Origin of the sequence: Spirillospora sp. NBC_01491 (assembly GCF_036227065.1) — a bacterium.
Classification (GTDB): Bacteria; Actinomycetota; Actinomycetes; order Streptosporangiales; family Streptosporangiaceae; genus Spirillospora; species Spirillospora xylanilytica.
This window is the reverse complement of sequence record NZ_CP109432.1, coordinates 5,241,058-5,263,362: the sequence shown is the minus strand read 5'-3', so window position 1 is coordinate 5,263,362 and position 22,305 is coordinate 5,241,058. Positions and strand designations below refer to the sequence as shown.

21 protein-coding genes are annotated in these 22,305 nt (G+C 73.1%); 9 read left to right on the top strand and 12 right to left on the bottom strand.

Annotation, left to right across the window (positions count from 1 at the left end; genetic code table 11):
- Window positions 1–3: 3 nt before the first annotated feature.
- On the top strand, window positions 4–1,458 hold the full coding sequence (locus tag OHA34_RS24635; RefSeq protein ID WP_329519031.1) for a catalase: 1,455 nt from the start codon (window positions 4–6) through the stop codon (window positions 1,456–1,458).
- A gap of 121 nt (window positions 1,459–1,579) precedes the next feature.
- Here the strand turns inward: OHA34_RS24635 and OHA34_RS24630 are convergent, their stop codons facing one another.
- On the bottom strand, window positions 1,580–2,608 hold the full coding sequence (locus OHA34_RS24630; protein ID WP_285939317.1) for an SPFH domain-containing protein: 1,029 nt from the start codon (window positions 2,606–2,608) through the stop codon (window positions 1,580–1,582).
- A gap of 9 nt (window positions 2,609–2,617) precedes the next feature.
- Window positions 2,618–3,067, bottom strand: a complete 450-nt coding sequence (locus OHA34_RS24625) for an NfeD family protein (RefSeq protein WP_329519030.1) — start codon at window positions 3,065–3,067, stop codon at window positions 2,618–2,620.
- Window positions 3,068–3,227: 160 nt separating this feature from the next.
- Between OHA34_RS24625 and OHA34_RS24620 the strand changes: the two genes are divergently transcribed.
- Entirely contained in the window at window positions 3,228–5,534 is a 2,307-nt protein-coding gene (locus OHA34_RS24620; RefSeq protein WP_285939319.1) for a molybdopterin oxidoreductase family protein, read from the top strand.
- A gap of 103 nt (window positions 5,535–5,637) precedes the next feature.
- Here OHA34_RS24620 and OHA34_RS24615 read toward each other — a convergent pair whose 3' ends face one another.
- Window positions 5,638–5,976: a hypothetical protein gene (locus tag OHA34_RS24615; RefSeq protein WP_285939320.1), complete on the bottom strand. Its 339-nt coding sequence runs from the start codon at window positions 5,974–5,976 to the stop codon at window positions 5,638–5,640.
- Window positions 5,977–6,271: 295 nt separating this feature from the next.
- On the opposite strand from OHA34_RS24615, the gene OHA34_RS24610 reads away from it, so the two are divergent.
- On the top strand, window positions 6,272–7,192 hold the full coding sequence (locus OHA34_RS24610; protein ID WP_285939321.1) for a Rieske 2Fe-2S domain-containing protein: 921 nt from the start codon (window positions 6,272–6,274) through the stop codon (window positions 7,190–7,192).
- Between the two features lie 39 nt (window positions 7,193–7,231).
- Here the strand turns inward: OHA34_RS24610 and OHA34_RS24605 are convergent, their stop codons facing one another.
- From OHA34_RS24605 to OHA34_RS24595, 3 genes are all read right to left on the bottom strand, one after another.
- Window positions 7,232–7,492, bottom strand: coding sequence for a hypothetical protein (locus OHA34_RS24605; RefSeq protein ID WP_329519029.1), 261 nt, complete (start codon window positions 7,490–7,492; stop codon window positions 7,232–7,234).
- 89 nt (window positions 7,493–7,581) lie between these two features.
- Entirely contained in the window at window positions 7,582–8,352 is a 771-nt protein-coding gene (locus OHA34_RS24600) for a sulfite exporter TauE/SafE family protein (RefSeq protein ID WP_285939324.1), read from the bottom strand.
- Window positions 8,353–8,517: 165 nt separating this feature from the next.
- Window positions 8,518–9,309, bottom strand: a complete 792-nt coding sequence (locus OHA34_RS24595) for an ABC transporter ATP-binding protein (RefSeq protein ID WP_285939326.1) — start codon at window positions 9,307–9,309, stop codon at window positions 8,518–8,520.
- 162 nt (window positions 9,310–9,471) lie between these two features.
- On the opposite strand from OHA34_RS24595, the gene OHA34_RS24590 reads away from it, so the two are divergent.
- A complete protein-coding gene (locus tag OHA34_RS24590) occupies window positions 9,472–10,263 on the top strand; it encodes a hypothetical protein (RefSeq protein ID WP_329519028.1) in 792 nt (263 codons plus the stop codon).
- Between the two features lie 60 nt (window positions 10,264–10,323).
- On the opposite strand, the gene OHA34_RS24585 is transcribed toward OHA34_RS24590, so the two are convergent.
- The 5 genes from OHA34_RS24585 to OHA34_RS24565 form a co-directional block, all read right to left on the bottom strand.
- Window positions 10,324–11,070, bottom strand: a complete 747-nt coding sequence (locus OHA34_RS24585; RefSeq protein WP_285939328.1) for an RDD family protein — start codon at window positions 11,068–11,070, stop codon at window positions 10,324–10,326.
- Between the two features lie 87 nt (window positions 11,071–11,157).
- Window positions 11,158–11,607, bottom strand: a complete 450-nt coding sequence (locus tag OHA34_RS24580; protein ID WP_285939330.1) for a DUF2752 domain-containing protein — start codon at window positions 11,605–11,607, stop codon at window positions 11,158–11,160.
- A 464-nt stretch (window positions 11,608–12,071) separates the two neighbouring features.
- Window positions 12,072–12,863, bottom strand: coding sequence for a PP2C family protein-serine/threonine phosphatase (locus tag OHA34_RS24575; RefSeq protein ID WP_329519027.1), 792 nt, complete (start codon window positions 12,861–12,863; stop codon window positions 12,072–12,074).
- A 36-nt stretch (window positions 12,864–12,899) separates the two neighbouring features.
- A complete protein-coding gene (locus tag OHA34_RS24570; protein WP_329519026.1) occupies window positions 12,900–13,526 on the bottom strand; it encodes a response regulator transcription factor in 627 nt (208 codons plus the stop codon).
- Window positions 13,527–13,564: 38 nt separating this feature from the next.
- Window positions 13,565–14,818, bottom strand: a complete 1,254-nt coding sequence (locus tag OHA34_RS24565; RefSeq protein WP_285939333.1) for a GAF domain-containing sensor histidine kinase — start codon at window positions 14,816–14,818, stop codon at window positions 13,565–13,567.
- A 214-nt stretch (window positions 14,819–15,032) separates the two neighbouring features.
- On the opposite strand from OHA34_RS24565, the gene OHA34_RS24560 reads away from it, so the two are divergent.
- The 5 genes from OHA34_RS24560 (at window position 15,033) to OHA34_RS24540 (ending at window position 21,511) form a co-directional block, all read left to right on the top strand.
- Complete coding sequence (locus OHA34_RS24560; RefSeq protein WP_329519025.1) at window positions 15,033–15,239, top strand: SDR family NAD(P)-dependent oxidoreductase; 207 nt, start codon at window positions 15,033–15,035, stop codon at window positions 15,237–15,239.
- On the top strand, window positions 15,239–16,687 hold the full coding sequence (locus OHA34_RS24555; RefSeq protein ID WP_329519024.1) for an MFS transporter: 1,449 nt from the start codon (window positions 15,239–15,241) through the stop codon (window positions 16,685–16,687). Before OHA34_RS24560 ends, OHA34_RS24555 begins: the two co-directional genes overlap by 1 nt.
- On the top strand, window positions 16,680–17,723 hold the full coding sequence (locus tag OHA34_RS24550; protein WP_329519023.1) for an S-adenosylmethionine:tRNA ribosyltransferase-isomerase: 1,044 nt from the start codon (window positions 16,680–16,682) through the stop codon (window positions 17,721–17,723). The genes OHA34_RS24555 and OHA34_RS24550 overlap by 8 nt, the downstream gene beginning before the upstream one ends.
- A 160-nt stretch (window positions 17,724–17,883) precedes the next feature.
- Complete coding sequence (serB, locus tag OHA34_RS24545) at window positions 17,884–19,092, top strand: phosphoserine phosphatase SerB (protein ID WP_285939338.1); 1,209 nt, start codon at window positions 17,884–17,886, stop codon at window positions 19,090–19,092.
- Window positions 19,093–19,261: 169 nt separating this feature from the next.
- The gene (locus OHA34_RS24540) at window positions 19,262–21,511 is read left to right on the top strand and encodes an FUSC family protein (RefSeq protein ID WP_329519022.1); all 2,250 of its coding nucleotides are present in this window, start codon (window positions 19,262–19,264) and stop codon (window positions 21,509–21,511) included.
- Between the two features lie 50 nt (window positions 21,512–21,561).
- On the opposite strand, the gene OHA34_RS24535 is transcribed toward OHA34_RS24540, so the two are convergent.
- Window positions 21,562–22,041 carry a SixA phosphatase family protein gene (locus tag OHA34_RS24535; RefSeq protein WP_329519021.1) on the bottom strand — a complete coding sequence of 160 codons (480 nt, stop codon included), beginning with the start codon at window positions 22,039–22,041 and terminating at the stop codon, window positions 21,562–21,564.
- Window positions 22,042–22,305 lie beyond the last annotated feature (264 nt).

The window sequence follows — 22,305 nt, the reverse complement described above, 5'->3', positions numbered from 1 at the left end:
CCCATGTCCGAGAGGCCCACCACCACCACCGACGCCGGAATCGCCGCACCGAGCGACGAGCACTCGCAGTCCATCGGCCCGAACGGCCCGCTGCTGCTTCAGGACCACTACCTCATCCAGAAGATGGCGCACTTCAACCGCGAGCGCGTGCCCGAACGGGTCGTGCACGCCAAGGGCGGCGGCGCGTTCGGCACGCTGGAGATCACCGAGGACGTCAGCCAGTTCACCAAGGCCGGCCTGTTCCAGAAGGGCGCCCGCACCGAGTCGCTGGTCCGCTTCTCCACCGTCGCCGGCGAACTCGGCGCCGCCGACACCAGCCGCGACCCGCGCGGCTTCGCGGTGAAGTTCTACACCGGCGAGGGCAACTACGACCTCGTCGGCAACAACACCCCGGTGTTCTTCATCCGCGACCCGCAGAAGTTCTCCGACTTCATCCACTCGCAGAAGCGCCGCGCCGACAACCACCTGCACGACCACAACATGCAGTGGGACTTCTGGACGCAGTCGCCCGAGTCGGCGCACCAGGTCTCGCTGCTGATGTCCGACCGCGGCACCCCGTTCTCGTGGCGGCACATGAACGGATACGGCTCGCACACCTTCCTCTGGTACAACGCGGCCGGCGAGAAGTTCTGGGTCAAGTACCACTTCAAGACCGACCAGGGCGTCAAGAACCTCACCGACGCCGAAGCCGCCGCATGGCAGGCCAAGGACGCCGACCTGCACATCCGCGACCTGTACACCTCCATCAAGAACGGCGACTTCCCGACCTGGACCGTCCAGGTGCAGGTCATGCCGTTCGAGGAGGCCGCCGACTACCGGTTCAACCCGTTCGACCTGACCAAGGTCTGGCCGCACGCCGACTACGAGCCGATCACCATCGGCAGGTGGACGCTGAACCGCAACCCCGACGACTACTTCGCCCAGATCGAGCAGGCCGCGTTCGAGCCCGCCAACCTCGTCCCGGGCATCGGCGCCTCGCCCGACAAGATGCTCCAGGGCCGGCTGTTCTCCTACCCCGACACCCACCGGCACCGCATCGGCGCCAACTACCTCCAGCTCCCGGTCAACCGCCCCAGGAACGAGGTGCACACCTACAACAAGGACGGCGCCATGGCGTACACCAACCCGGCGGACCCGGTGTACACCCCGAACACCGTGGGCGGCCCCGTCGCCGACCCCGAACTGTGGAAGGGCGACTCCTACGACGTCGCCGGCGAGATCGTCCGCAGCGCCTACACCCTGCACCGCGACGACGACGACTTCGGCCAGCCCCGCGCCCTGTGGGAGAAGGTCCTGTCCGACACCGACCGCGACAACATGGTGGGCAACATCCTCGGTCACGCCTCCGCCCCCGAGGTGACCCCCGAAATGAAGGTCCGCGTCGCGGAGTACTGGCGCAACATCCAGAAGGACCTCGGCGACCGCGTCGCCAAGGGCCTGGGCGTCAACGGACGCTGACACCAGTAAGGGACCCCGGCCCCCAGGCCGGGGCCCCTTCCACGCGCGAACCACCGCACGGCCCGATGCCAGCCGGCTTCAGCGAGGGTGATGGGAGTGGAGCGGACGGGGCCGGGTGTGACTACTCGGTGGGCTCACGGTCGCCGGGCGCGAGTTCGTACGGCGGTGACGGCGCGGGGACGTCTCCGGCGCCGAGCTCGCCATGCGGGGCGGCGCCTTGGACGAGCCCGGGGAGTCCCGCGGGCCCGGCGGGGCTCTTGGTCCCCTCGGGGCCGCCACCGAACGCCTCCGACACCGCCTGCAACGCGGAGGTGACCTCGCTCGGGATCACCCAGAACGTGCTGCCCTGGCCCTCGGCGAGCTTCGGCAGCGTCTGGAGGTACTGGTAGGCGAGCAGCTTGGGGTCGGGGTCGGCGGCGTGGACCGCCGAGAAGACCTGCTCGATCGCCACCGCCTGCCCCTCGGCCTCCAGCACCGCGGCCCGCTTGTCGCCCTCGGCGCGCAGGATGGTGGACTGCTTGTCGCCCTCCGCGGTGAGGATCTTGGACTGCCGGCCGCCCTCGGCGGTGAGGATCGCGGCGCGCTTCTCCCGCTCGGCCCGCATCTGCTTCTCCATCGCGTCCTTGATGGACGGCGGCGGCTCGATCGCCTTGATCTCCACCCGGGTGACCCGGATGCCCCACTTGCCGGACGCGTCGTCGATCACGCCGCGCAGCGCGGTGTTGATCCGGTCCCGGGAGGTGAGGCTGGCCTCCAGGTCCAGGGTGCCGATCACGTTCCGCAGCGTGGTGGCGGTGAGCTGCTCGATCGCCTTGATGTAGTCGACGATCTCGTAGTCGGCCGCGCGCGGGTCGGTGACCTGGAAGAACAGCACGGTGTCGATGTGCACCACCACGTTGTCCTCGGTGATCACCGGCTGCGCCTTGAACGCGATCACCTGCTCGCGCAGGTCGATCAGGGTCTTGACCCGGTCCACGAACGGCACCACGAAGCTGATGCCCGGCTGGAGCGTCCGGCTGTAGCGGCCGAGCCGCTCCACGTTGCGCGCCCGCGCCTGCGGGACGATCCACACCGCGCGCAGCATGGCCGTGGCCAGCACGACCACGCCGGCGACCAGGAGGACGAGAACGGTGATGGCGATGTCGGTCATGATGGCTCCTCAGTCCGGCACGGCCGGGCCGGCGACGGGATAGAGCAGGGCCGTCGCCCCGTCGATGGCGAGGACGTCGGTGGTGCTGCCCGCCGGGATCACCAGGTCGGGGTCGTACGGCCGGGCGGTCCACTCCTCGCCGCCGATGCGGGCCCGGCCACCGGCGCGGGTGACCTCGGTGAGCGTGTACGCCTCGCGTCCGACCAGGGCGGCGGTGCCGGACCGCAGGAGCGGCGGCTGCCTGATGTGCCGCCGCGCGATCGGGCGGACGATCACGATGCCGGCCACCGAGCCGAGCGCGAACACCGCCGCCTGCGCGACGGGCGGGAACCCCAGCGCGCCGGTGGCGCCCGCGGCGAGCGCGGCGACGGCGAGCAGCCCGAGCGCGAGCGTGAGGGTGAGCAGCTCGGCGAGGCCGAGCAACGCGGCGACGAGCAGCCAGGCGACCCACGCCTCCATCTCACATCTCCCTGCGAGGCGGGCGGATGTCCTTTCATTTAAGGTAACTCCGTTTCAGGTGGAAGTTGCGGAACTTTCACGCCGAACCCGGTCCGTGCATGGCGCGTCGCTGTGGATGACGCGATGATTAGGGCGTCCCGGTCACAAGGAGTGAAACCCGATGGGCAGCCGCACGGCCTACCGCACGTGTCCCCTATGCGAAGCCCTCTGCGGGCTCGAACTGACCCTCGACGACGCGGGCGGGGTGACCCACGTGCGCGGCGACCGGCAGGACCCGCTGAGCAAGGGCTTCATCTGCCCGAAGGGCGCCACCCTCGGCCGCCTCGACGGCGACGTCGACCGCCTCGCCGGCCCCGTCCTGCGCGCCGGCACGGCCCACACCCCCTCCACCTGGGAGGACGCCTTCCAGACCGTACGGCGCGGGCTCGACACCGTGGTCCAGCGCTACGGCCGCGACGCGGTGGCCGTCTACATCGGCAACCCGACCGCGCACTCGATCGCCGGGCCGCTCTACACCGGCGCGATCGTCAAGGCCCTCGGCACCCGCAACCTCTACACCGCGAGCACCGCCGACCAGATGCCCAAGCACGTGAGCAGCGGCCACCTGTTCGGGAACCCGCTGGCGATCCCGGTGCCCGACCTCGACCGCACCGACCACCTGCTGATGCTCGGCGCCAACCCGCTGGAGTCCAACGGAAGCCTGTGCTCGGCACCGGACTTCCCCGGCCGGCTCAAGGCCATCTCGGCCCGCGGCGGCAAGATCACCGTGGTCGACCCGCGCCGCACCCGCACCGCGCGGCTCGCCGACGAGCACCTGTTCATCCGGCCCGGCACCGACGCCTACCTGCTGATCGCGCTCGTCCACACCCTGTTCGCCGAGGAGCTGGTGACCGGTCCCACCGCGGCGCACTTGGCCGGGCGGATCAACGGGCTGGACGATCTGCGCGCGCTCGCCGTCGACTTCCCGCCCGAGCGGGTGCAGGGCGTCACCGGCGTCCCCGCGCCCGTCATCCGCCGCACCGCGCGCGAGCTCGCCGCCGCCGAGCGCGCCGCCGTCTACGGCCGCGTCGGCACCTGCACCCAGACGTTCGGGACGCTGAACAACTGGCTGGTGGACGTCCTCAACGTGCTGACCGGCAACCTCGACCGGCCGGGCGGCGCGATGTTCCCCCGTCCCGCGCACACCCCCGTGTACCGGCGGCGCAACCGGCCCTTCCACACCGGACGGTGGCGCAGCCGCGTCCGCGACCTGCCCGAGGTCAACGGGGAACTGCCGGTCGCCACCCTCGCCGACGAGATCCAGACCCCGGGCGAGGGGCAGATCAAGGCGCTGATCACCATCGGCGGGAACCCGGCGCTGTCGGCCCCGAACGCCGCCCGCCTCGACACCGCGCTCGCCGGCCTGGAGTTCATGGTCAGCGTCGACCCGTACCTCAACGAGACCACCCGGCACGCCCACGTGGTGCTGCCGCCGCCCCGTCCGGCGCAGACCCCGCACTACGACCTGGCGCTGCTCGGCCTCGCGGTCCGCGACTACGTGCGCTACTCGCCCGCCGCGGTGCCGCTGCCGGACGGCCGCCCGAGCGAGGCCGAGATCCTCGCCCGGCTCGCCGTGATCGCCGCCGGCCGGGACGGCTCGGGCCACTCGGGCGAGACATCCGAGTGCCGCTCGGAGCACTCCGCGCTGCGCTGCGGCTGCCGCGAACGCGCCCTCGACGAGATGATCATTACCGGCACGCTCGGCAAGGCCGCCGCCCTGCCCGGCTCGCCGGTGCACGGCCGCGAGCCCGGCGAGCTGCGCAAGATGCTCGACCCGGGCAGTCCGGCCGAGCAGCGCCTCGACATGATGCTGCGGCTCGGCCCGTACGGCGACGGATTCGGCGCCGACCCGGACGGGCTGACCCTGACCCGGCTGCGCACCGAGCACCCCCACGGCCTCGATCTCGGCGCCCTCAAGCCGCGGCTGGACGAGGTGCTGAGCACCGCGTCCGGACGGGTCGAGCTGTGCCCGCCGTCGTTCGCCGCCGACGCCGACCGGCTGCGCACCGCGCTCGCCGCCCGCCGTCCCGCCCCGGGCGGCCTGCTGCTGATCGGGCGCCGCCATCTGCGGTCCAACAACAGCTGGCTGCACAACGTCCCCGAGCTCGTCCGCGGCTCCAACACGTGCACCCTGCAACTGAACCCCGCCGACGCCGGGCGCCTCGGCATCGACCCCGGCGACACCGTCCGGATCGTCTCGCGCACCGGCGCGATCGAGGCCGTCGCCGAACCCACCGACACGGTCATGGAGGGCGTGGTCAGCCTCCCGCACGGCTGGGGCCACGACCGTCCGGGGACCCGCACCGGCGTCGCCCACCGCCACCCGGGCGTCAACGCCAACGCCGTCACCGACGAACAGGAGATCGACCCCCTGTCGGGCAACGCCGTCTTCAACGGCGTCCCGGTCACCGTCCACCCCGTCCCCTGACCGAGGCCCGCACCGGACGGCCGTCCGGCGATCAACGTCGGGCGGTCGCCGGCCGGATGCCCGGAACCTCCCGCGAACGGCGGACGGTGGACGGCGACCGGTGTCAGGCGATGGCGCGCTGGGGGGCGTCGGGCTGGTGGGGGGCCTCGGCGTCGTGGACGGAGCGGCGGGCGGCGTCGGCGCGGGCGTTCTCGGCGCGGACCGCGGCGCACAGCTCGGCGTGGCTGCCGGCCCGCACGATGAGGCTGCATCCGGCCCGGAGCTGATCGATCGTCAGTGCCGCCGCCGCGGTGCGGAACGCCCACCAGCGGAAGGTGTCGCTGAGCCAGGCCCCCCAGCCGGGGAACCGCGCCTCGATGTCGTCGATCAGGGAGCGCTCGGAGGGAGGAGCCGGCCGCGGCCGTTGCGGCGCGGCGCTCTGCTGCTGGGGGAGTTCGTCCATCGGGCTCGACTCGTCCGGTCACGTAGCGGTCGCGTGCGATCGTCCTCACTGTAAGCGATGGATCCGCTGCGGAGAAGGCACTCCCGCGCTACATCCGGCACCCGCCGGAGCGGGGTTTAGGTCGTCCTACCCACTGGTAGATATTCCTCACCGTGGGTCATCACCGCCACCTCGCCGATCCCCGGGATCTCTTCCCCCGGGTGGCCGCCGGTGAACACGAAGACTAACCTCGCAACAGGCGCCCCATTACGGCCGTCTTTATATCGGCACCGGAGGCACGCACCCGAGGAGGGACATGAACCGACGGGCGAGCAAGATCTTCCGACGCGGTCCGCGCCCAGTGGCCCGGCCCCGGCTGGTGGAGGTGGCCGAGAGCCTCGAACAGGCCCGCGGGCTCGACCGCGCGGTCGGCGCCATCTCGATGGCCGTGCGGCGCACCCTGCACCCCGGACGGGTCAAGGACGTGCTGCACGGCGTCCCCGCGGGGCACCCGGCCCACCCTCCGCTGACCGACGTGCCGGTGGGCTGCTGGGCCTCGGTGGCCGTGCTCGATCTGCTGCCCGGCACCCGCCGGGCCGCCCAGGCGCTGGTGGCCGCGGGCATCGCCGGCGCCATCCCCACGGCGCTCACCGGCTGGGCCGACTGGTCCGCCCTGCACCGCGAGCAGCAGCGTGTCGGACTGGTCCACGCGATGGGCACCTCCACCGCGACCCTGCTCTACACCGCGTCACTGGTGGCCCGCTGGCGCGGCCGTCAGGGCACCGGGCGCGTCCTCGGCTACGCGGGCCTCACCGCGCTGACGGCGGGCGGCTACCTGGGCGGGCACCTGGCGTTCCGCCAGGCCGCGGGCGCCAGCCACGCCGACCCGGTCGCCCATCTGGTCCCGCTCGGCTGGCACGACCTGTGCCCGGCGTCCGAGCTGCCGGACGGGTGGCCGGTGCACCGCCGGCTCGGGTACATCGGCCTGTTCGTCCTGCGCACCGGCGACGACATCCACGTCCTCACCGACCGGTGCAGCCACCTCGCCGGCCCCCTCCACCAGGGCCGCGTCATCACCGACGACAACGCCGACATCTGCGTGGTCTGCCCCTGGCACGGCAGCACGTTCCGGGTCGCCGACGGCTCGGTGGTCCACGGCCCCGCCACCGGCCGCCAGCCCGCGTTCGAGTCGCGCGTCCTGGACAACGGCATCGTCCAGGTCCGTCCGCTCGGCTGAGCGCGGACGGATCCGGCCGGGGGCACGGCGCGGACGGACTCAGCCGGGGGCGAGCACGGGGGCGTGCTCGCCCGGTCCCTCGCCGTCGGCGATGGGGTACTCGACCAGGGCCAGCACCCGGCTGGCCATGAACCGGGCCGTCCGGACGGGCGAGCCCGTCCGGGTGACCTCGCTGACCTCGATCACGCCGCGCCGGGTGGCGACCTCCACCCGGCGGCCGGCCCGGGTGGCGGCGACCTCGTACGTCCGGGTGCCCTCTCCGCCGGCGTCGATCATGATTTCGACCCTGTCGCCCTTCATGCGCGCGAACCTCCGGTTATCGAACGTATATTCGACTTATACCCAGGAGGGGTCACCTCGAACCGTCCCAATACGGTAGGAACCGCTGGTCAGACCAGCAGATTCACGATCGCGACCAGGCCCACGACCACGATCACGCCGCGCAGCACCGGCGGCGGGATCCGCCGGCCGACCTTGGCGCCGAACAGCCCGCCGACCGTCGACCCGGTCGCGATGAGCAGCACCGCCCACCAGTTGATCCGGACGTCGGAGAAGGCCCACAGCAGGATGAAGACCAGGGCCGCCGTGCCGTTCACGATCGCCGACAGCACGTTTTTGGCCGCGTTGACGCGCTGGAGGTCGTCGCTGAGCGCGATGCCGAGCATCGCGATCAGCACGATGCCCTGCGCGGCACCGAAGTAGCCGCCGTACACGCCCGCGGCGAGCACGCCCAGCCAGAGCCACGGACCGCCGTGCGCGGGACGGTCCTGCTCGCTCCGGTCCGGCAGCCACGCCTGCAACCGGGGCTGCACGATCACCAGCACCAGCGCGATCATGATCAGCGCCGGGACGATGACCTTGAACGCCCCGGCGGGCAGGCCCAGCAGGAGCAGGGCCCCCGACACCGCGCCGAGCAGCGACGCGCTGCCCAGCCGCAGCAGCCGCGCGCGCTGCCCCTTGAGCTCGTGCCGGTAGCCGTACGCGCCGGTCACGTTGCCCGGAACCAGGCCGATGTTGTTGGAGACGTTGGCGACCACGGGCGGGAAGCCGAGCGCCACCAGCGTCGGGAACGTGATCAGGGACCCGGAGCCCACGACGGCGTTGATCCCCCCGGCGGCGACCCCGGCGGCGAACACCGCCGCCGCGTCGAGCACGTTCAAGTCCGGCCCACCCAAGCTCTACGAGTTCCTACGGCCCAACGATGCTAGAGACCCGCCGGCACCCGCGTCCGGCCAGGGTACGCGGACAGGGCAGCCCGGAGGATTTGGGCCGGGGGCGGGGATGCGGGGGATGTCAGCGGGGGCGGTGCGATGCGGTGGGGAGTGTCAGCGGGAAGCGGCGCGGGCGTACCAGCGGCCGTTCTGGCGGTCGATGGCGAGGGGGAGGCCGAAGCAATCGGTCAGGTGCTCTTCGGTGAAGACCTCGTCGACCTTGCCCTGGGCGACGACCTCGCCCTTGCGGAGCAGCAGGGCGTGGGTGAAACCGTCCGGGACCTCCTCCACATGGTGCGTGACCATGACCATCGTGGGGGCGGCCGGGTCGTCGGCCAGGCGGGCGAGCCGGGCGACCAGGTCCTCGCGTCCGCCGAGGTCGAGCCCGGCCGCGGGCTCGTCCAGCAGCAGCAGCTCGGGGTCGGGCATCAGCGCGCGGGCGATCTGCACGCGCTTGCGCTCACCCTCGGACAGCGTGGCGAACCGCCGCCGCATCAGGTCGGCGCAGCCGAGCGCGTCGAGCAGCTCGATGGCGCGGGTCACGTCGGTGGAGTCGTACTCCTCCTGCCAGCGGCCGAGGATGGCGTACGAGGCGGTCAGCACGAGATCGATGACGGTCTCGCCGGCCGGGACCTTCTCGGCCAGCGCCGTGCTGGCCAGGCCGATCCGCGGCCTCAGCTCGAACACGTCGGTGCGGCCGAGCTCCTCCTCGAGGATCTCCACCGTCCCGTCGGTGGGGTGCAGCATCGCCGCGGCCACCTGGAGCAGGGTGGTCTTGCCCGCCCCGTTCGGCCCGACGATCACCCACCGCTCGTCCTCGTTCACGGTCCATGTGACATCGCGCAGCAGGTTCGCACCCTCGCGCTTGACCCCGACTCCGCGGAGATGCAGTACCTCGCCGGCCATCGCGCGCCCCAAACCCCAATCCCGCATGCCAGGTGATCCGTCGTCAGGAAAGAACCTATGTGATGCCGGGGCCTGGTGACTCATCCCTCCCCGATGAAGCGAGGCCGCCGGGCGGAGCGCTTATGGTGGTTCGCATGCCCATTCGGGATTCTTGGGGACGGGATGAGTAACGACGTGGCGACCGCGCTGGTCGCGTGGGGCAACGCGTGGCTGACCGGTCACGTGGGGCTCGACGAGTCGGTGGACGCGATGGAGCGGATCGCCGGGCCGCAGATCCTCGGCGGCGTCCCGGCCGCCGCGGCGTTCGGCGGCGCGCCCCCGGGCGGGCCCGAGGTGCCGCTCCGGCGCGGACTCGGCGAGCTGCGGGTGGCCGGGATGACCGCGCTGCGGCTGGCGCTGCCCGCGCCCGGCGATCCGCTCGGGCTGACCGGGCCGCCGGGGTTCACCATGGCCGCGATCGACGCCGGGGCCGCCGTCGTCGTCGCGATGCCCGACCGGGCGATCGGGCTGGTCCCGGTCGAGGACCGGCGCGGCTCGTCCTACGTCGGGGTGCGCTGGGACGTCCACGACGCCGCGCCCGCGCCGCCTGACGTGCCGTCGCTCGCCGACGCCGACCGCCAGCTCACGCTGGCGATGCGGGACGCGACCGAGGTGCTGCTGACCGTCGACGACGTGTCCGCGGCCCCGCCCGGGATCGCCGAAGCGCTGGTCGACCTGCGCGACCCCGACCGGGCCGACCACCCGCTGGCGCCCGGCTATCCGTCCCGCGCGCACCGCGTCGCCGCGCTCGCCGGCCGGCTCGCGCTGGTGGTCGACCTGGCGCGGAGGTTGGAAGACCGTGGCCTCACCGCCGATCAGGTCCAGCGGCGGAGTGAGGCCTTCCGGCTGCTCGACCGGGCGGTGCGGCGGGCCCTGGTCGCCGCCTGCAACAGCGCGTTCGACCCGGTGCCCTGACCCGGGAACGCCGAACGGGGCACCCCCTGGAAGGGACGCCCCGCTCTCGCTGTCGCCGCGTCAGCCGCGGACGACGAGGGTGTTGCAGATCTTGTCGGCGAAGGTCTGCTTGCGCTCGTCCCACAGCGGCCACAGGTAGCCGATGTAGCACGCGAAACCGTCGGCCATGTGCGCGATCCTGCGCACGAACGCCATGCCGAACCCGATCGGCTGGCCGGTTTGCGCACCGACCAGCTTGATGCCCATCTGGCGCTTGCCGATGGTCTGGCCGGTGGCGCCCTCCTGGTAGATCATCCAGATGCCGACGCCGAGCGCCGCGCCGAACCCCAGCAAGATGATCAGAGCGCCGAACAGCGCGGCGCCGCCGCTGCCGGAACTGGCCAGCAGGAATCCGAGGAAGTAGAGCACGCCGAGGGGGACGCCGAGGAGCAGTCCGTCGATGAAGGTGGCACCGACGCGGGAGCCCCATTCGGCGAGCTGGCCCGTCGAGCCGTAGTGGTGGTGGTGGACGTCCTGGCCGTAGCCGGGCGGGCCCGCCGGGGGCTGCTGACCGTAGCCCGGCTGTGCGACCGGAGGCTGCTGACCGTAGCCGGGCTGTGCGACCGGGGGCTGCTGACCATAGCCCGGCTGTGCGACCGGAGGCTGCTGCCCGTAGCCGGGCTGCGGCGCGGGCGGCTGCTGACCGTATCCGGGCTGGGCCGGCGGCTGACCGTACCCGGGCTGAGCCGGGGGCTGCTGGCCGTAGCCGGGCTGCTGCTGCCCATAGCCCGGCTGCTGCTGCCCGTACGGGTCGTAGGGGTTACCCACACTTGCTCCTTATTGATTGACCCTTGTTATGTGACGCCCGCCGGACCCGGAGGGCTCCGCAAGTCTGGCCGACGATTGCCGACGGCCTCAAACCCATGGGAGACCGAGCCTGGCGAGCTGCCACAGCTCCGACCCGACGAGGGCGGTACCGAGCACCCATGCGCGGGTCCTCGGCTGGAGTGCCCACCACCGTCCTGCGACACCCAGCGGTGCGACGGCGACGCCGATCGCACCGGTGAGGGCCACCGGGTTCGCCAGCACGGCCTGGGCCGGGCGGCCCGAGCCGAGCTCGATGAACACGGTGGTCCCCCCGCACAGGGGACACGGGATCTGGGTGATCGCCCGGAGGGGACAGAGCACGCCGGGGTCGTTGGCACGGTGGATCCACGCCGCGCCGACGGCCGCGATGGCCATCGCCGCGACACGCAGCAGCGTCCCCGTGGGGCCGTGCCGTGCGGCGGTGAGAGTCCGGCTGGTCAGCCCGCCGAGCGCACCCTTCGGTGCACCGGTGACCGCCGCCCCGGGCGCTCCCCCCACGAATCCTCCGCCTCGATGACATTCATCCAGGTGACCCGTATACCGGGTGCACCCCGAGGTAGGTCAAGTCCGGACGACCATCCGCGACCGGACCGTTACCCAGAGCGTGAAAAGAATCCACCTCATGGCAAAGGGTAGGACAAATCACCAGCCGTGTGGGCGGTCTTTCGCATGATGAGCGGTATGAACCCTCCCATTCACCCCGCGAGCGGCGCAAGTGGCGGGAGGCGCCAAAAGCCGCGCGCGTGAGCTGCGCAGGCACGAGGGCCGGGGCGCGACACCGTGTCGAAGGCGCGCTGGAGGGCCTGGGCGCAAGGGCCTGGGCGCAAGGGCCTGGGCGCAAGGGCCTGGGCGCAAGGGCCGGAGCGCAAGGGCCGTGGCGCAAGGGCCGGGGCGGGCACGGCTGCGGAACCGGGCGCGGCGGGCGGAGAGTCAGGGCTCGCGCGGTCGGGCGGTGTACGGGATCAGAACTGGGCGGCGGCGCCGACCGTGATGGGGGCGGCCCCGTCCTCGTTCACATGCTCGGCCTCGACCACGTCGGCGATCACCGCGGTGATGTTGTCGGGGCCGCCGTTCTCACGGGCGATCTCGACGAGCCGGCGGACGGCCCGGGTCGGGTCGGCCTCGGCGGTCAGCACCTCGTAGATCCGCTGGGCGTCCACCGGGCCGCTGAGCCCGTCGGAGCACAGCATGTAGCGGTCGCCGAGCCTGGCCTCGCGGAGCTTGAGGACCGGCTCGCGGTCGTCCCGCCCGTCGAGCACCCGGTAGAGGACGTGCGACAGCCGCGAGGTCTCGGCCGGGTCGGCGGTGCCGCCGGCCTGCTCGGCCTCCGCCTTGAGCAGCTCGTCCATGGTGTGGTCCTGGGTCATCTGGAAGAGCTCGCCGTCGCGCAGCAGATAGCCGCGCGAGTCGCCGATGTGGGCCAGCGCCACCGATTGCCCCGACCACAGCATGGCGGTGAGCGTGGTGCCCATCCGGCTAAGGTCGGGCCGCTCCTCGCGGACGATCCGCAACTTCTCGTTGGCCTCGGCGACCGCACGGCCCAGGCGCTCGACCAGATCGTCGACGTGATGGTCGGCGCCGTCCAGCGAGCGCAGTGACCCGATCACGGTCGAGCTGGCCACCTCGCCGCCCGCGTAGCCGCCCATGCCGTCCGCTACCGCGATCAACCGAGCGCCGGCGTAGCCCGAGTCCTCGTTGTTCTCGCGGCTGCATCCGATGTCGCTATCTGCTGCGTACCTGATTGCTACGTTCATACCAACTTCGATGACGATCCGGTCAGAGGAGTTGTTTCAGTCACCGGCGAGCCCGTTCCGAACGGCGAACAGCGCCGCCTGCGTCCGATCCTGCACTCCGAGTTTCATGAGCAGATTACTGACGTGCGTCTTGACCGTCTTCTCGGAGACCAGGAGGGCGCGGGCTATCTCCCGGTTCGATCTGCCCCGCGCGATCTGCACGAGCACCTCCCGTTCCCGTTCGGTCAGCGCGGCCATGCCGCGGTCGTCGTCGGCCTCCGAACCCGCGTGGAGCATCGCCTCGGCGGCGTCGGGCGCGAACAGGACGTGCCCGTCGTTGACGGCCCTGATCGCCTGGACGAGCGCCTGGGGGTCGACATCCTTGTACAGGTACCCAGCCGCACCCGCCTGTACCGCCGGCAGCACATGCCCCCGTTCCGTGACGCTGGTAAGGACGAGCACCCGTGAGGCCACACCGCGAGCCCGCAGTTCGGTCAGCGCGGCTAGGCCGTCGGCGCCCGGCATCTTGAGGTCCATCAGCACGATATCGGGCTTCAGCGATTCGGCCAGTGTCACGGCCGACGTCCCGTCCGCCGCCTCGCCGACCACCTCGATGTCCTCCTGGATGCCGAGGAAGGTCCGCAGCCCCTGGCGGACGACGGGATGGTCGTCGGCGATCAGCACCGTGATCGGCGTGTTCGGCGGCCTCCGCGGGCCCCCGTTCACCGCGGCACCTCGAGCCGGACCGCCGTGCCCGCTCCGGGCGCGGCGTCGATGGTGAGCCTGCCACCGATCGAGCACGCGCGCTCGCGCATCGAGACCAGTCCGAGGCCGGCGGACTGCTGTTCCCCGTTCGCTCCGGCCGCGCCGCCCGCGGTGCCGGCGGCGGTGCCGACCACCGCGCCACCTGCCGTATCGCCGCGCGCAGTGCCGGCAGCCGCGCCGTTCGCGACCCTCTGGGCCGGGCTCAGCGCGAAGCCGGTGCCGTCGTCGGCCACCTCGAGAACGACGTGCCGGCCCTTCGCGAAGAGCGTGACCTCCACGTTGCGCGCGTCGGCGTGTCGCAGCGCGTTGTGCAGGGCCTCCTGCGCGATCCGGAAGACGACCGTCTCGCGCGCCTCGGGGAGCGCGACGACGGTCTCGGAGGTGATCCGCACGGAGGTCTCGTAGGCGCGGTCGAGCACCTCCACGTGCTTGCGCAGCGAGGCGACCAGGCCGTCGGCGAGGTCGGCCGGGCGCAGCTCGAAGATCACGGCGCGGAGCTCGGCGAGGGCCTCGGCGGCGAGCCGCTCGACCTGTTCGAGCTCCTGGACGGTACGGCGCGGGTCGCGTTCGGCCAACGCCGCCGCCGCGCGCGCCGTCAGCCGCAGCGAGAACAGCTTCTGCGCCACCGAGTCGTGCAGTTCCCGGGCGAGCCGGTTGCGTTCCGCCACGACGGTCAGCTCGCGGTTGTGCTCGTACAGGCGGGCGTTGGTCATGGCGATGGCGGCGTGCGCGGCGAAGAGTTCGAGGAGTTCCTCGTCCTCCTGGGTGAAACCGCCGGGGGACCGCTTGTTGGCGAGGAAGACGATGCCGAGCATGTTCGCGCCGTCCCGTATGGGGACGCCGAGGAAGTCCTTGAGGATCGGATGCGCCACCGGCCAGCCCTCGAACTCGGGCTCCTTGCGGATGTCGGCCAGCCGCTTGGGCGTGTCGCCGCGCAGCATCGCGGCGAGCATGCCGTGCTGGCGGGGCAGCGGGCCGATCGCGTCGCCCTCCTCGTCCGAGACGCCCTCGACGACGAACTCCGCGAACGAGCCGTCGTCGTCGGGCACGCCCAGCGCCGCGAACCGGGCGTCCAGCAGCTGCGCCGCCGCCCGGACGATCACTTGCAGCACCTCGTGTACCGACAGATGGCTGGTCACGGCGAGCACCGCACTGCTCACGGCGCGCAGGGTCGTCCCTGGGTCGCCGCCGTTCCCGCGCTCAACGTTCATCCCGGTGCATCCGGCCTTTCAGCTCACTTGTGATGACCGTACTCTCTGGCGGGACCCGCTCGAATCAGCCGCCGGGCTGACCCGGGGCGCTCCGGACGCCGCCCTCTGTCGTATCCGGGACCAGTCCTCGTACGCGAGTCCTAGGCCCATTGGACGACCGGGCGAGGGGCCGTCGGCCGATGCGCCGCGCCGCCTCCGTTTCTAGCGTCGGACCATGACGCAGAAGACCGCACTCATCACCGGAGCCTCACGTGGTCTGGGCCGGGCGCTCGCCCGCGAACTCGGCCGCGCTGGCTGGAATCTCATCATCGGCGCCCGCGTCCTGGAGGACGCCGCGCTGCGCGACCTCGTCACCGGACGGTTGCCGAGCGGCCGGTACCGCGTCGCCGACCTGAGCCGGTCCGCTGCGGCAAGGGCCTGATGGCCGCACTGGCCGCGCCCGGCGACCACACCGACCAGGGCGAGCCCGGCGGACGGGGCGGGACTGGGGATGGAGCCGCGCCGGAGGACGGGCGCATGCGGTTGCTGAGCGGCCCGTACCGGACGGCGACACTCGGCATCGTCCTGGTCGTCACGCTGGAGGCGTTCGAGTCCTTGGCCGTCGGGACCGTCATGCCGGCGACGGCCCGCGACCTGGACGGATTCTCGCTGTACGCGTGGGGGTTCAGCGCGACGCTGATCGCCGGCCTGCTGTCCACCGTCCTCGCGGGCGGCTGGGTGGACCGCGCCGGTCCGGTCCGGCCGCTGGTGGCCGGGCTGGGCGCGTTCGTGGCCGGGCTCGCCGTGGCCGGCGCCGCGCCGAGCATGGGGATCTTCGTGCTCGGACGGGCGGTGCAGGGCCTCGGCACGGGCATGACGATGGTCGCGATCTACGTGGTGATCGCCCGGGCCTACCCCGAGGCGCTGCGGCCCCGGGTGTTCGCCGCGCTGTCGGCCGCCTGGGTGCTGCCGTCGCTGATCGGCCCGGCGCTGGCCGGCGCGGTCGCCGAGCACCTGGGCTGGCGCTGGGTGTTCCTCGGGCTGGTCCCCCTGGTGATCCCGGCGGGGATCATCCTGATCCCGACGCTGCGCGGTATCACTGCGGTCCCGCGCGATCCGGACGCGCAGGCCGTGTCGGGGGCCCGCCGGTACGTGGCCGCGGTGGCGACGGCGGCGGGCGCCGTGGTCCTGCTGTACGGGCTCGGCGACCCCGGCTGGACGATGGTCCCAGTGGCCGCCGCGGGACTGGCCGCGCTGGCGTTCGGCCTGCCCAGGCTGCTGCCCGCAGGGACACTGCGGATGCGCCGCGGCCTGCCCAGCGTGGTCCTGGTCCGGGGCCTGCTGTCCGGGGCGTTCTTCGCCACAGAGGTGTTCATCCCCCTGGCCCTGACCTCGCTGCACGGATTCAGCGCGACCGAGGCCGGTCTCGCCCTCACGGCCGGCGCGCTCGGCTGGTCGGCGGCCTCCCAGTACCAGGGACGGTCGAGCCGCTCGCGCGCGTTCTTCGTCCTGCTGGGCGCCGGGTTCGTCACCGCCGGCATCGTCGCCACGACCCTCGTGTTGCAGCTCTCCGGCTGGGGAGCGGCGCCCGCCTGGGTCCTCGGCGGCACCGGCATGGGCTTCGCGGTCGGCAGCCTCAGCGTGCTGCTGCTGCACCACTCGCCGGAGGCCGAGCAGGGCGTCAACAGTTCCGCCCTCCAGATCAGCGACACCCTCGGCTCGTCCCTCGTGGTCGGGGTCGCGGGCGCGCTGGTCGCCGGCTTCGGCCCCGGCCGGCTCGGAGCGGGCCTGGCCGTCGCCGGGGGGCTCTTCGCCGCGATCGCCCTCCTCGGCGTGATCGCCGCATTCCGCCTGGAATCCCGACCCGGTCCGGAGGCCCGTCGTGGCTGACCGCGCAGACGTCCTCGACTTCGTCCTGCCCCCGGCCCTGAAGGCCCACGAACCCCCCGAGGCCCGCGGCCGGGCCCGCGACGGCGTCCGGCTCCTGGCCGGCCGGCGCGGCACCGGGGAGGTGACCCATCACGCGTTCACCGACCTGCCCGGCCTGCTGCGCCCCGGCGACCTGCTCGTGGTGAACACCTCGGCCACGCTGCCCGCCGCGGTGCGGCTCGACAAGATCAGCGTGCACTTCTCCACCCCGCTGCCCCATGAGGACGGCTCGGACGGGCGGCTCTGGCTGGTCGAGCTGCGCCGCTGGGCGGCGAAGGCGAGCGTCCCGTACGACGGCGGCTTCCCCGGTGAGTGGATCCCGATGCCCGGGAACGCCACCCTCTCCCTCCTCGGCCGGCAGACCGGCCGGCTCTGGCGGGCGCGGCTCAGCACCGAGGTCGTCCCGTACCTGCGTCGCCACGGCACGCCGATCCGGTACGGCTACGTGCGGCGCGACTGGCCCGCCTCTGCGTACCAGACCGCGTTCGCCCACGACCCGGACACCGGCGGCGCCGAGATGCCCAGCGCCGCCCGGCCCTTCACGCCCGAGCTGGTGACCCGGCTGGTCTCGGGCGGGGTGCTCATCGCCCCGATCACCCTGCACACCGGCGTGGCCTCTCCCGAGGCGCACGAGCCCCCGGTCGCCGAGCGGTACGAGGTGCCCGCGGCGACCGCCGCGCTCGTCGGCCATGTGCGGGCCGGGGGCGGACGGGTCATCGCGGTCGGCACCACCGCCGTCCGCGCCCTGGAGACCGCCGCCGCGCCGGACGGAACCGTCCGGGCGTCCGGCGGCTGGACCGAGCACGTCGTCACGCCCGGACGGGGCGTCCTGGCGGTGGACGGCCTGCTCACCGGCCTGCATGAGCCGAAGTCCTCGCACCTGGTGATGCTCACCGCCATCGCGGGCCGCGGCCTGCTCACCGCCGCCTACGAGGCCGCCCTCGCCGGGGGCTACCTGTGGCACGAGTTCGGCGACGCGAACCTTCTGCTGCCCTGACCGGGCGCCCCCGGAACGCTCCAAAATCCACCAAAGTGCACCAGAATGACCGGCGGTGAACACTCCTGGCGCCGCAGCGCCCCAGGTCGACGGTCCAGGCGTCCGCATGGTGGACATCACATCCGTCCACTGGTCGCGGCCCGGTAACGTGGTCACCAGAATGGACGGCTCAGATCAGCGCACGCTGCTCATCACCCTCACCGGCCGCGACCGCCCCGGCGTGACATCGCGGCTGTTCGGCACACTCGCCGACTTCCCGATCACCGTCGCCGACGTCGAGCAGGTCGTGATCCGCGGCCGGCTCGTGCTCGGCGTGCTGGTCTCCTACGCGGGCGGCGCCGACATCGGCCGCGTGTGGAACGCCGCCGAACGGGTCGCCACCGATCTCGACATGGAGATCGAGCTGTCGACCGGGCGCAGCAGGTCGATGCCGCGCCGGCGCGGCCGGCTGCACGTCACCGTGCTCGGCGCGCCCCTAAAGCCCGCCGCCATGGCCGGCATCGCGGGCCGGATCGCCGCCAACGGCGCCAACATCGACCGCATCGAGCGGCTCGCCCAGTACCCCGTCACCTGCATCGAGATGCACGTGTCCGGCGCCGACCCCGAGGGGCTGCGCGCCGCCCTCGCGGTCGAGGCCGCCGAGCAGCAGGTCGACGTCGCCGTCCAGCACGGCGGGCTGCACCGCCGCGCCAAGCGGCTCATCGTGATGGACGTCGACTCCACCCTGATCCAGGGCGAGGTGATCGAGCTGCTCGCCGAGCACGCCGGCTGCCTCGACGAGGTCGCCAAGGTCACCGAGTCGGCGATGCGCGGCGAGCTCGACTTCGAGGGCTCCCTGCGCGAGCGGGTCGCGCTGCTGGCCGGGCTCGACGCCGGCGCGATCGACGACGTGCGGCGCGCGGTGCAGCTCGCCGCGGGCGCCCGCACGATGGTGCGCACGCTCAAGCGACTCGACTACGAGTTCGCGATCGTCAGCGGCGGGTTCACCCAGGTCACCGACGCACTGGTGGACGATCTCGGGATCGACTACTCGGCCGCCAACACCCTGGAGATCGAGCACGGCAAGCTCACCGGGCGGCTCATCGGGCCGGTGATCGACCGGGCCGGCAAGGCCACCGCGCTGGAGCGGTTCGCCCGCGAGGCCGGGGTCCCGATCAGCCAGACGGTCGCGATCGGCGACGGCGCCAACGACCTCGACATGCTCCAGGCCGCCGGACTCGGCATCGCCTACAACGCCAAGCCGGTCGTCCGGCAGGCCGCCGACACCGCGGTCAACGTGCCCTACCTCGACACGATCCTGTTCCTGCTCGGCATCTCCCGCGACGAGGTCGAGGCGGCCGACGCCGCCGACGAGCACTCCGGGTCCTGACCCTCCCGTCCGGCCGCGTCCGCGCGTGAGCGGTCGCTCACGCGGTGGCGTCCGGCAGCGATCATGTCGCCCGATCTCGGGTACATGGTGAGCCGAGGGGGCCGAACGGTGTTCCGCGGCGCGGGCGGCGGAGCGGTGCCGGCCCAGCGGAACGGAAGGCACGGGAGCGGTGCTTCAGCGTGCGCGCGAGGCGTACGCCCAGATCAACGGGCGGGCGGCGCCCTTCTATGGGCTGACCGCCGCGCTCGCCATGGCCGTCCCGCTGCTGGCCGGGGCGCTGACCGGATACGCGCCCGAAGGGTCGATGGTCGCGCTCGGCGCGTACCTGGTGGCGTTGCGCGCGCCCGAAGGGCCGTACGGCGCGCGGGCGCGCGACCTGGCGGGCGCCGTCCTGATGGTCGCCCTGGGCGCGACCGTCGGCAGCGTGCTCAGCGGCCACGCGTGGTTGGCGGTGGCGGTCGTCCCGCCGCTGATCGCGCTCGGCGTCGCGCTCCCCGACATCGGGTCGACGGCGGGCATGTCCGTCCTGATGACCGCGATCCGTCCCCCGACGGCCGACGTCGTCTACACCGGCGTGCTGGAGCTGGTCGGCGGCCTGCTCACCACCGCGCTGCTGCTGGCGCCGTGGCCCGCGCGGCGGCTCCGGCCGCTGCGCTCCGCGCTGAGCGAGACCGCCGACGCCGTCGCGGAGGCCCTCGACGCCGTGGCGGAGGACGTGGGCGCCCCGGACGGCGACCCCCTGGACGCCGTTGAGCTGGACGATCCCGGCCTGGCGGAGGTGACCCGCAAGCCGGACTGGGACGAGCGGCGCCGCGCCGCCTCCGAGGCGCTCACCGCCGCCCGCACCACGTACGGCCTCTACCGGTCGGGGCGGCGGGACGACCCGACCCGTCCGGAGCGGTTCATCGAGGCGCTGGCCCGCATCCTGCACGAGACCGTGACGCTCCGGGCGCTGCTGGAGGCGGCGCGCAGCCGGCCGCCGGAGCGCGAATGGGAGCTGGAGGCGCACATCGCGATCTCCGCGCTCGCCGCCCGGCTGCGGCTGCTGTCGGGCGCGGTCGCCACGCAGGGCCCGGCGCCGGTGGCCGCCGACGAGTCCGCCGCCGTCCGCCGGATGGCCCGGCAGACCGAGCAGATCCGGCGCGCCGGGCTGGCCGGCGACGAGGACCTGGTCGCGGCGACGCTGATGGGCCAGATCCGCCGCTCGATCGACCGGATCGCCGGCGAGGCGGGCTCCGCACGCCGGATCATCGCGGGCGGGCTGCGCATCGGGATCGGCCCGCCGCGGCTGCCTGGCACCCCGCACCCGGTCTCGGTGTGGGAGCGGGTGGGCCGCGCGATCCGCACCAGGTCGCCGGCGTTCCGGCAGGTCTCGCGGGTGTTCCTCACCGCCCTGGTGTCGATGGCGCTCGCCGCCGCACTCAAGCTGCCGCACGGCCACTGGATGACGATCACCGCGATGCTGAGCCTGCGCGGCACCTACGGCGAGACCGTCGAGCGGCTCGTCCAGCGGGCCGGCGGGACGGCGGCCGGATCGGCGGTCGCCGCGGTGGTGCTGACGGTGGCGGCGAGCCCGGCGACCACCTCGCTGATCGTGTTCTGCTTCGCCCTCGGCGGCTTCACGATGCGCTCGGTGAACTTCAGCTACTGGGCGCTGTTCGGGACGCCGCTCGCGATGATGCTGCTGGACTTCTCCACCCCCGCCGACTGGACGACCGCCGGCGAGCGCATCGTGCTCACCCTCGCCGGGACGTTCCTGGCGTTCCTCGCGGTGAGGCTGCTGTGGCCCGCCGGCCACATCGAGCGGCTCCCCGCCGAGCTCGCCCGGCTCGCCAGCGTGCACGCCGACCTGGTCCGGTCGGCGGCCACCGTGGTCGGCGGCGACCTGGACGTGCTGCCGCACGACAAGGTGGTGGCGGCCGAGCGGAGCGCGGAGACCGTCGCCGAGACCCGGACCAGGCTCGCCCTCGACCGGGTGCCCGACATCGAGCTGAGTGCCCGCCTCGACGCCGCCGTGGGCGCCGCGCACCGGATCCGGGACCACCTCATCGCGGTCGCCCGGATGGCCCGGGAGGAGGCGGTGGACGCCGGCCCCATCCCCGAGATCCTGGACCGGCTCGCCGACCAGCTCGAGGAGGCCGCCACCGCGCTGGAGGAGGCCGAGGACGGGCCGCCCGGCGATGCTCCGACCCCGGTCGAGGAACTGGAGGAGGAGCTCGCCGCCCTCGACTCGCACCTGTCCACGCTGACCAAGCGGCGCCGCGCCGAGATCACCTCGGGCGTGAACCGGGACGAGGTCACCCCGCTGCGGCAGGCCCTGCGCCAGGTCTCCGGTGCCCGCTACGCCGTCCGGTCGCTGCGCAGCGACGTGGCCGGCGTCATCGACTCCTGCTTCAGCGCGGCGGGCCGCCGCGCCTGAAGGTCAGGGCAGGCAGGGCAGGCAGGGCAGGCAGGGCAGCGTCGCGGACGCTAGTCCTTGGGGGTGCGGAACGTGACGAGTTCGCCGGTGCCCCGCCGGACGCCGGCCCAGTCGCCGGGAAGCTCGACCACGGCGAGCGCGCAGGTGGGGAAGGAGTCCGGGGCGTTCCCGGTCAGATCGTGGACGAGCTGGTGGACCGAGGGATTGTGCCCGATGAGCAGCAGCGTCCGCGGTTCGGGCTCGCGGGCGGCGGTCTCGCGGATCAGGGCGAGCAGGTCGTCGGCGTCGTTGCCGTAGATGCGCGGCTCATGGCTCACCTCGGCGTCCAGCGCCAAGAGGCCGAGCGTCTCGCGGGTCCGGACGGCGGTGGAGCACAGCACCAGGCCGGGCACCGTCCGGCCGTCGGCACGCAGCCACTCGCCCGCCGCCGCGGCGTCGCGGCGCCCGCGTTCGGTGAGCGGACGCTCGATGTCCGCGAGCCCGGGCCCGGCGGCGGCTTTGGCGTGGCGGAGCACGATGAGCGTCGGCATCCCGCCAGCCTAGAGGAATGATCAGGGGGCCACGAGGGAGGCCAGGAACCAGAGCACCGCCATGATCCCGAGCATGCCGCCGAGCATCAGGGCGAACCCCTTGGCCCCGGCCACTCCTGTCTTCTCGCTGCTCACAGCCGCGCCTCCTCGCCGTCACCGCACCGGCCGAGTCGGACGGGCTCGTCCCCAGCGTACGACCGGTGCCGCGCGACCCCGACACCACCCGCCCCCAGCGGACGCGCGGAGGGGCCGGCGGCACTCGGC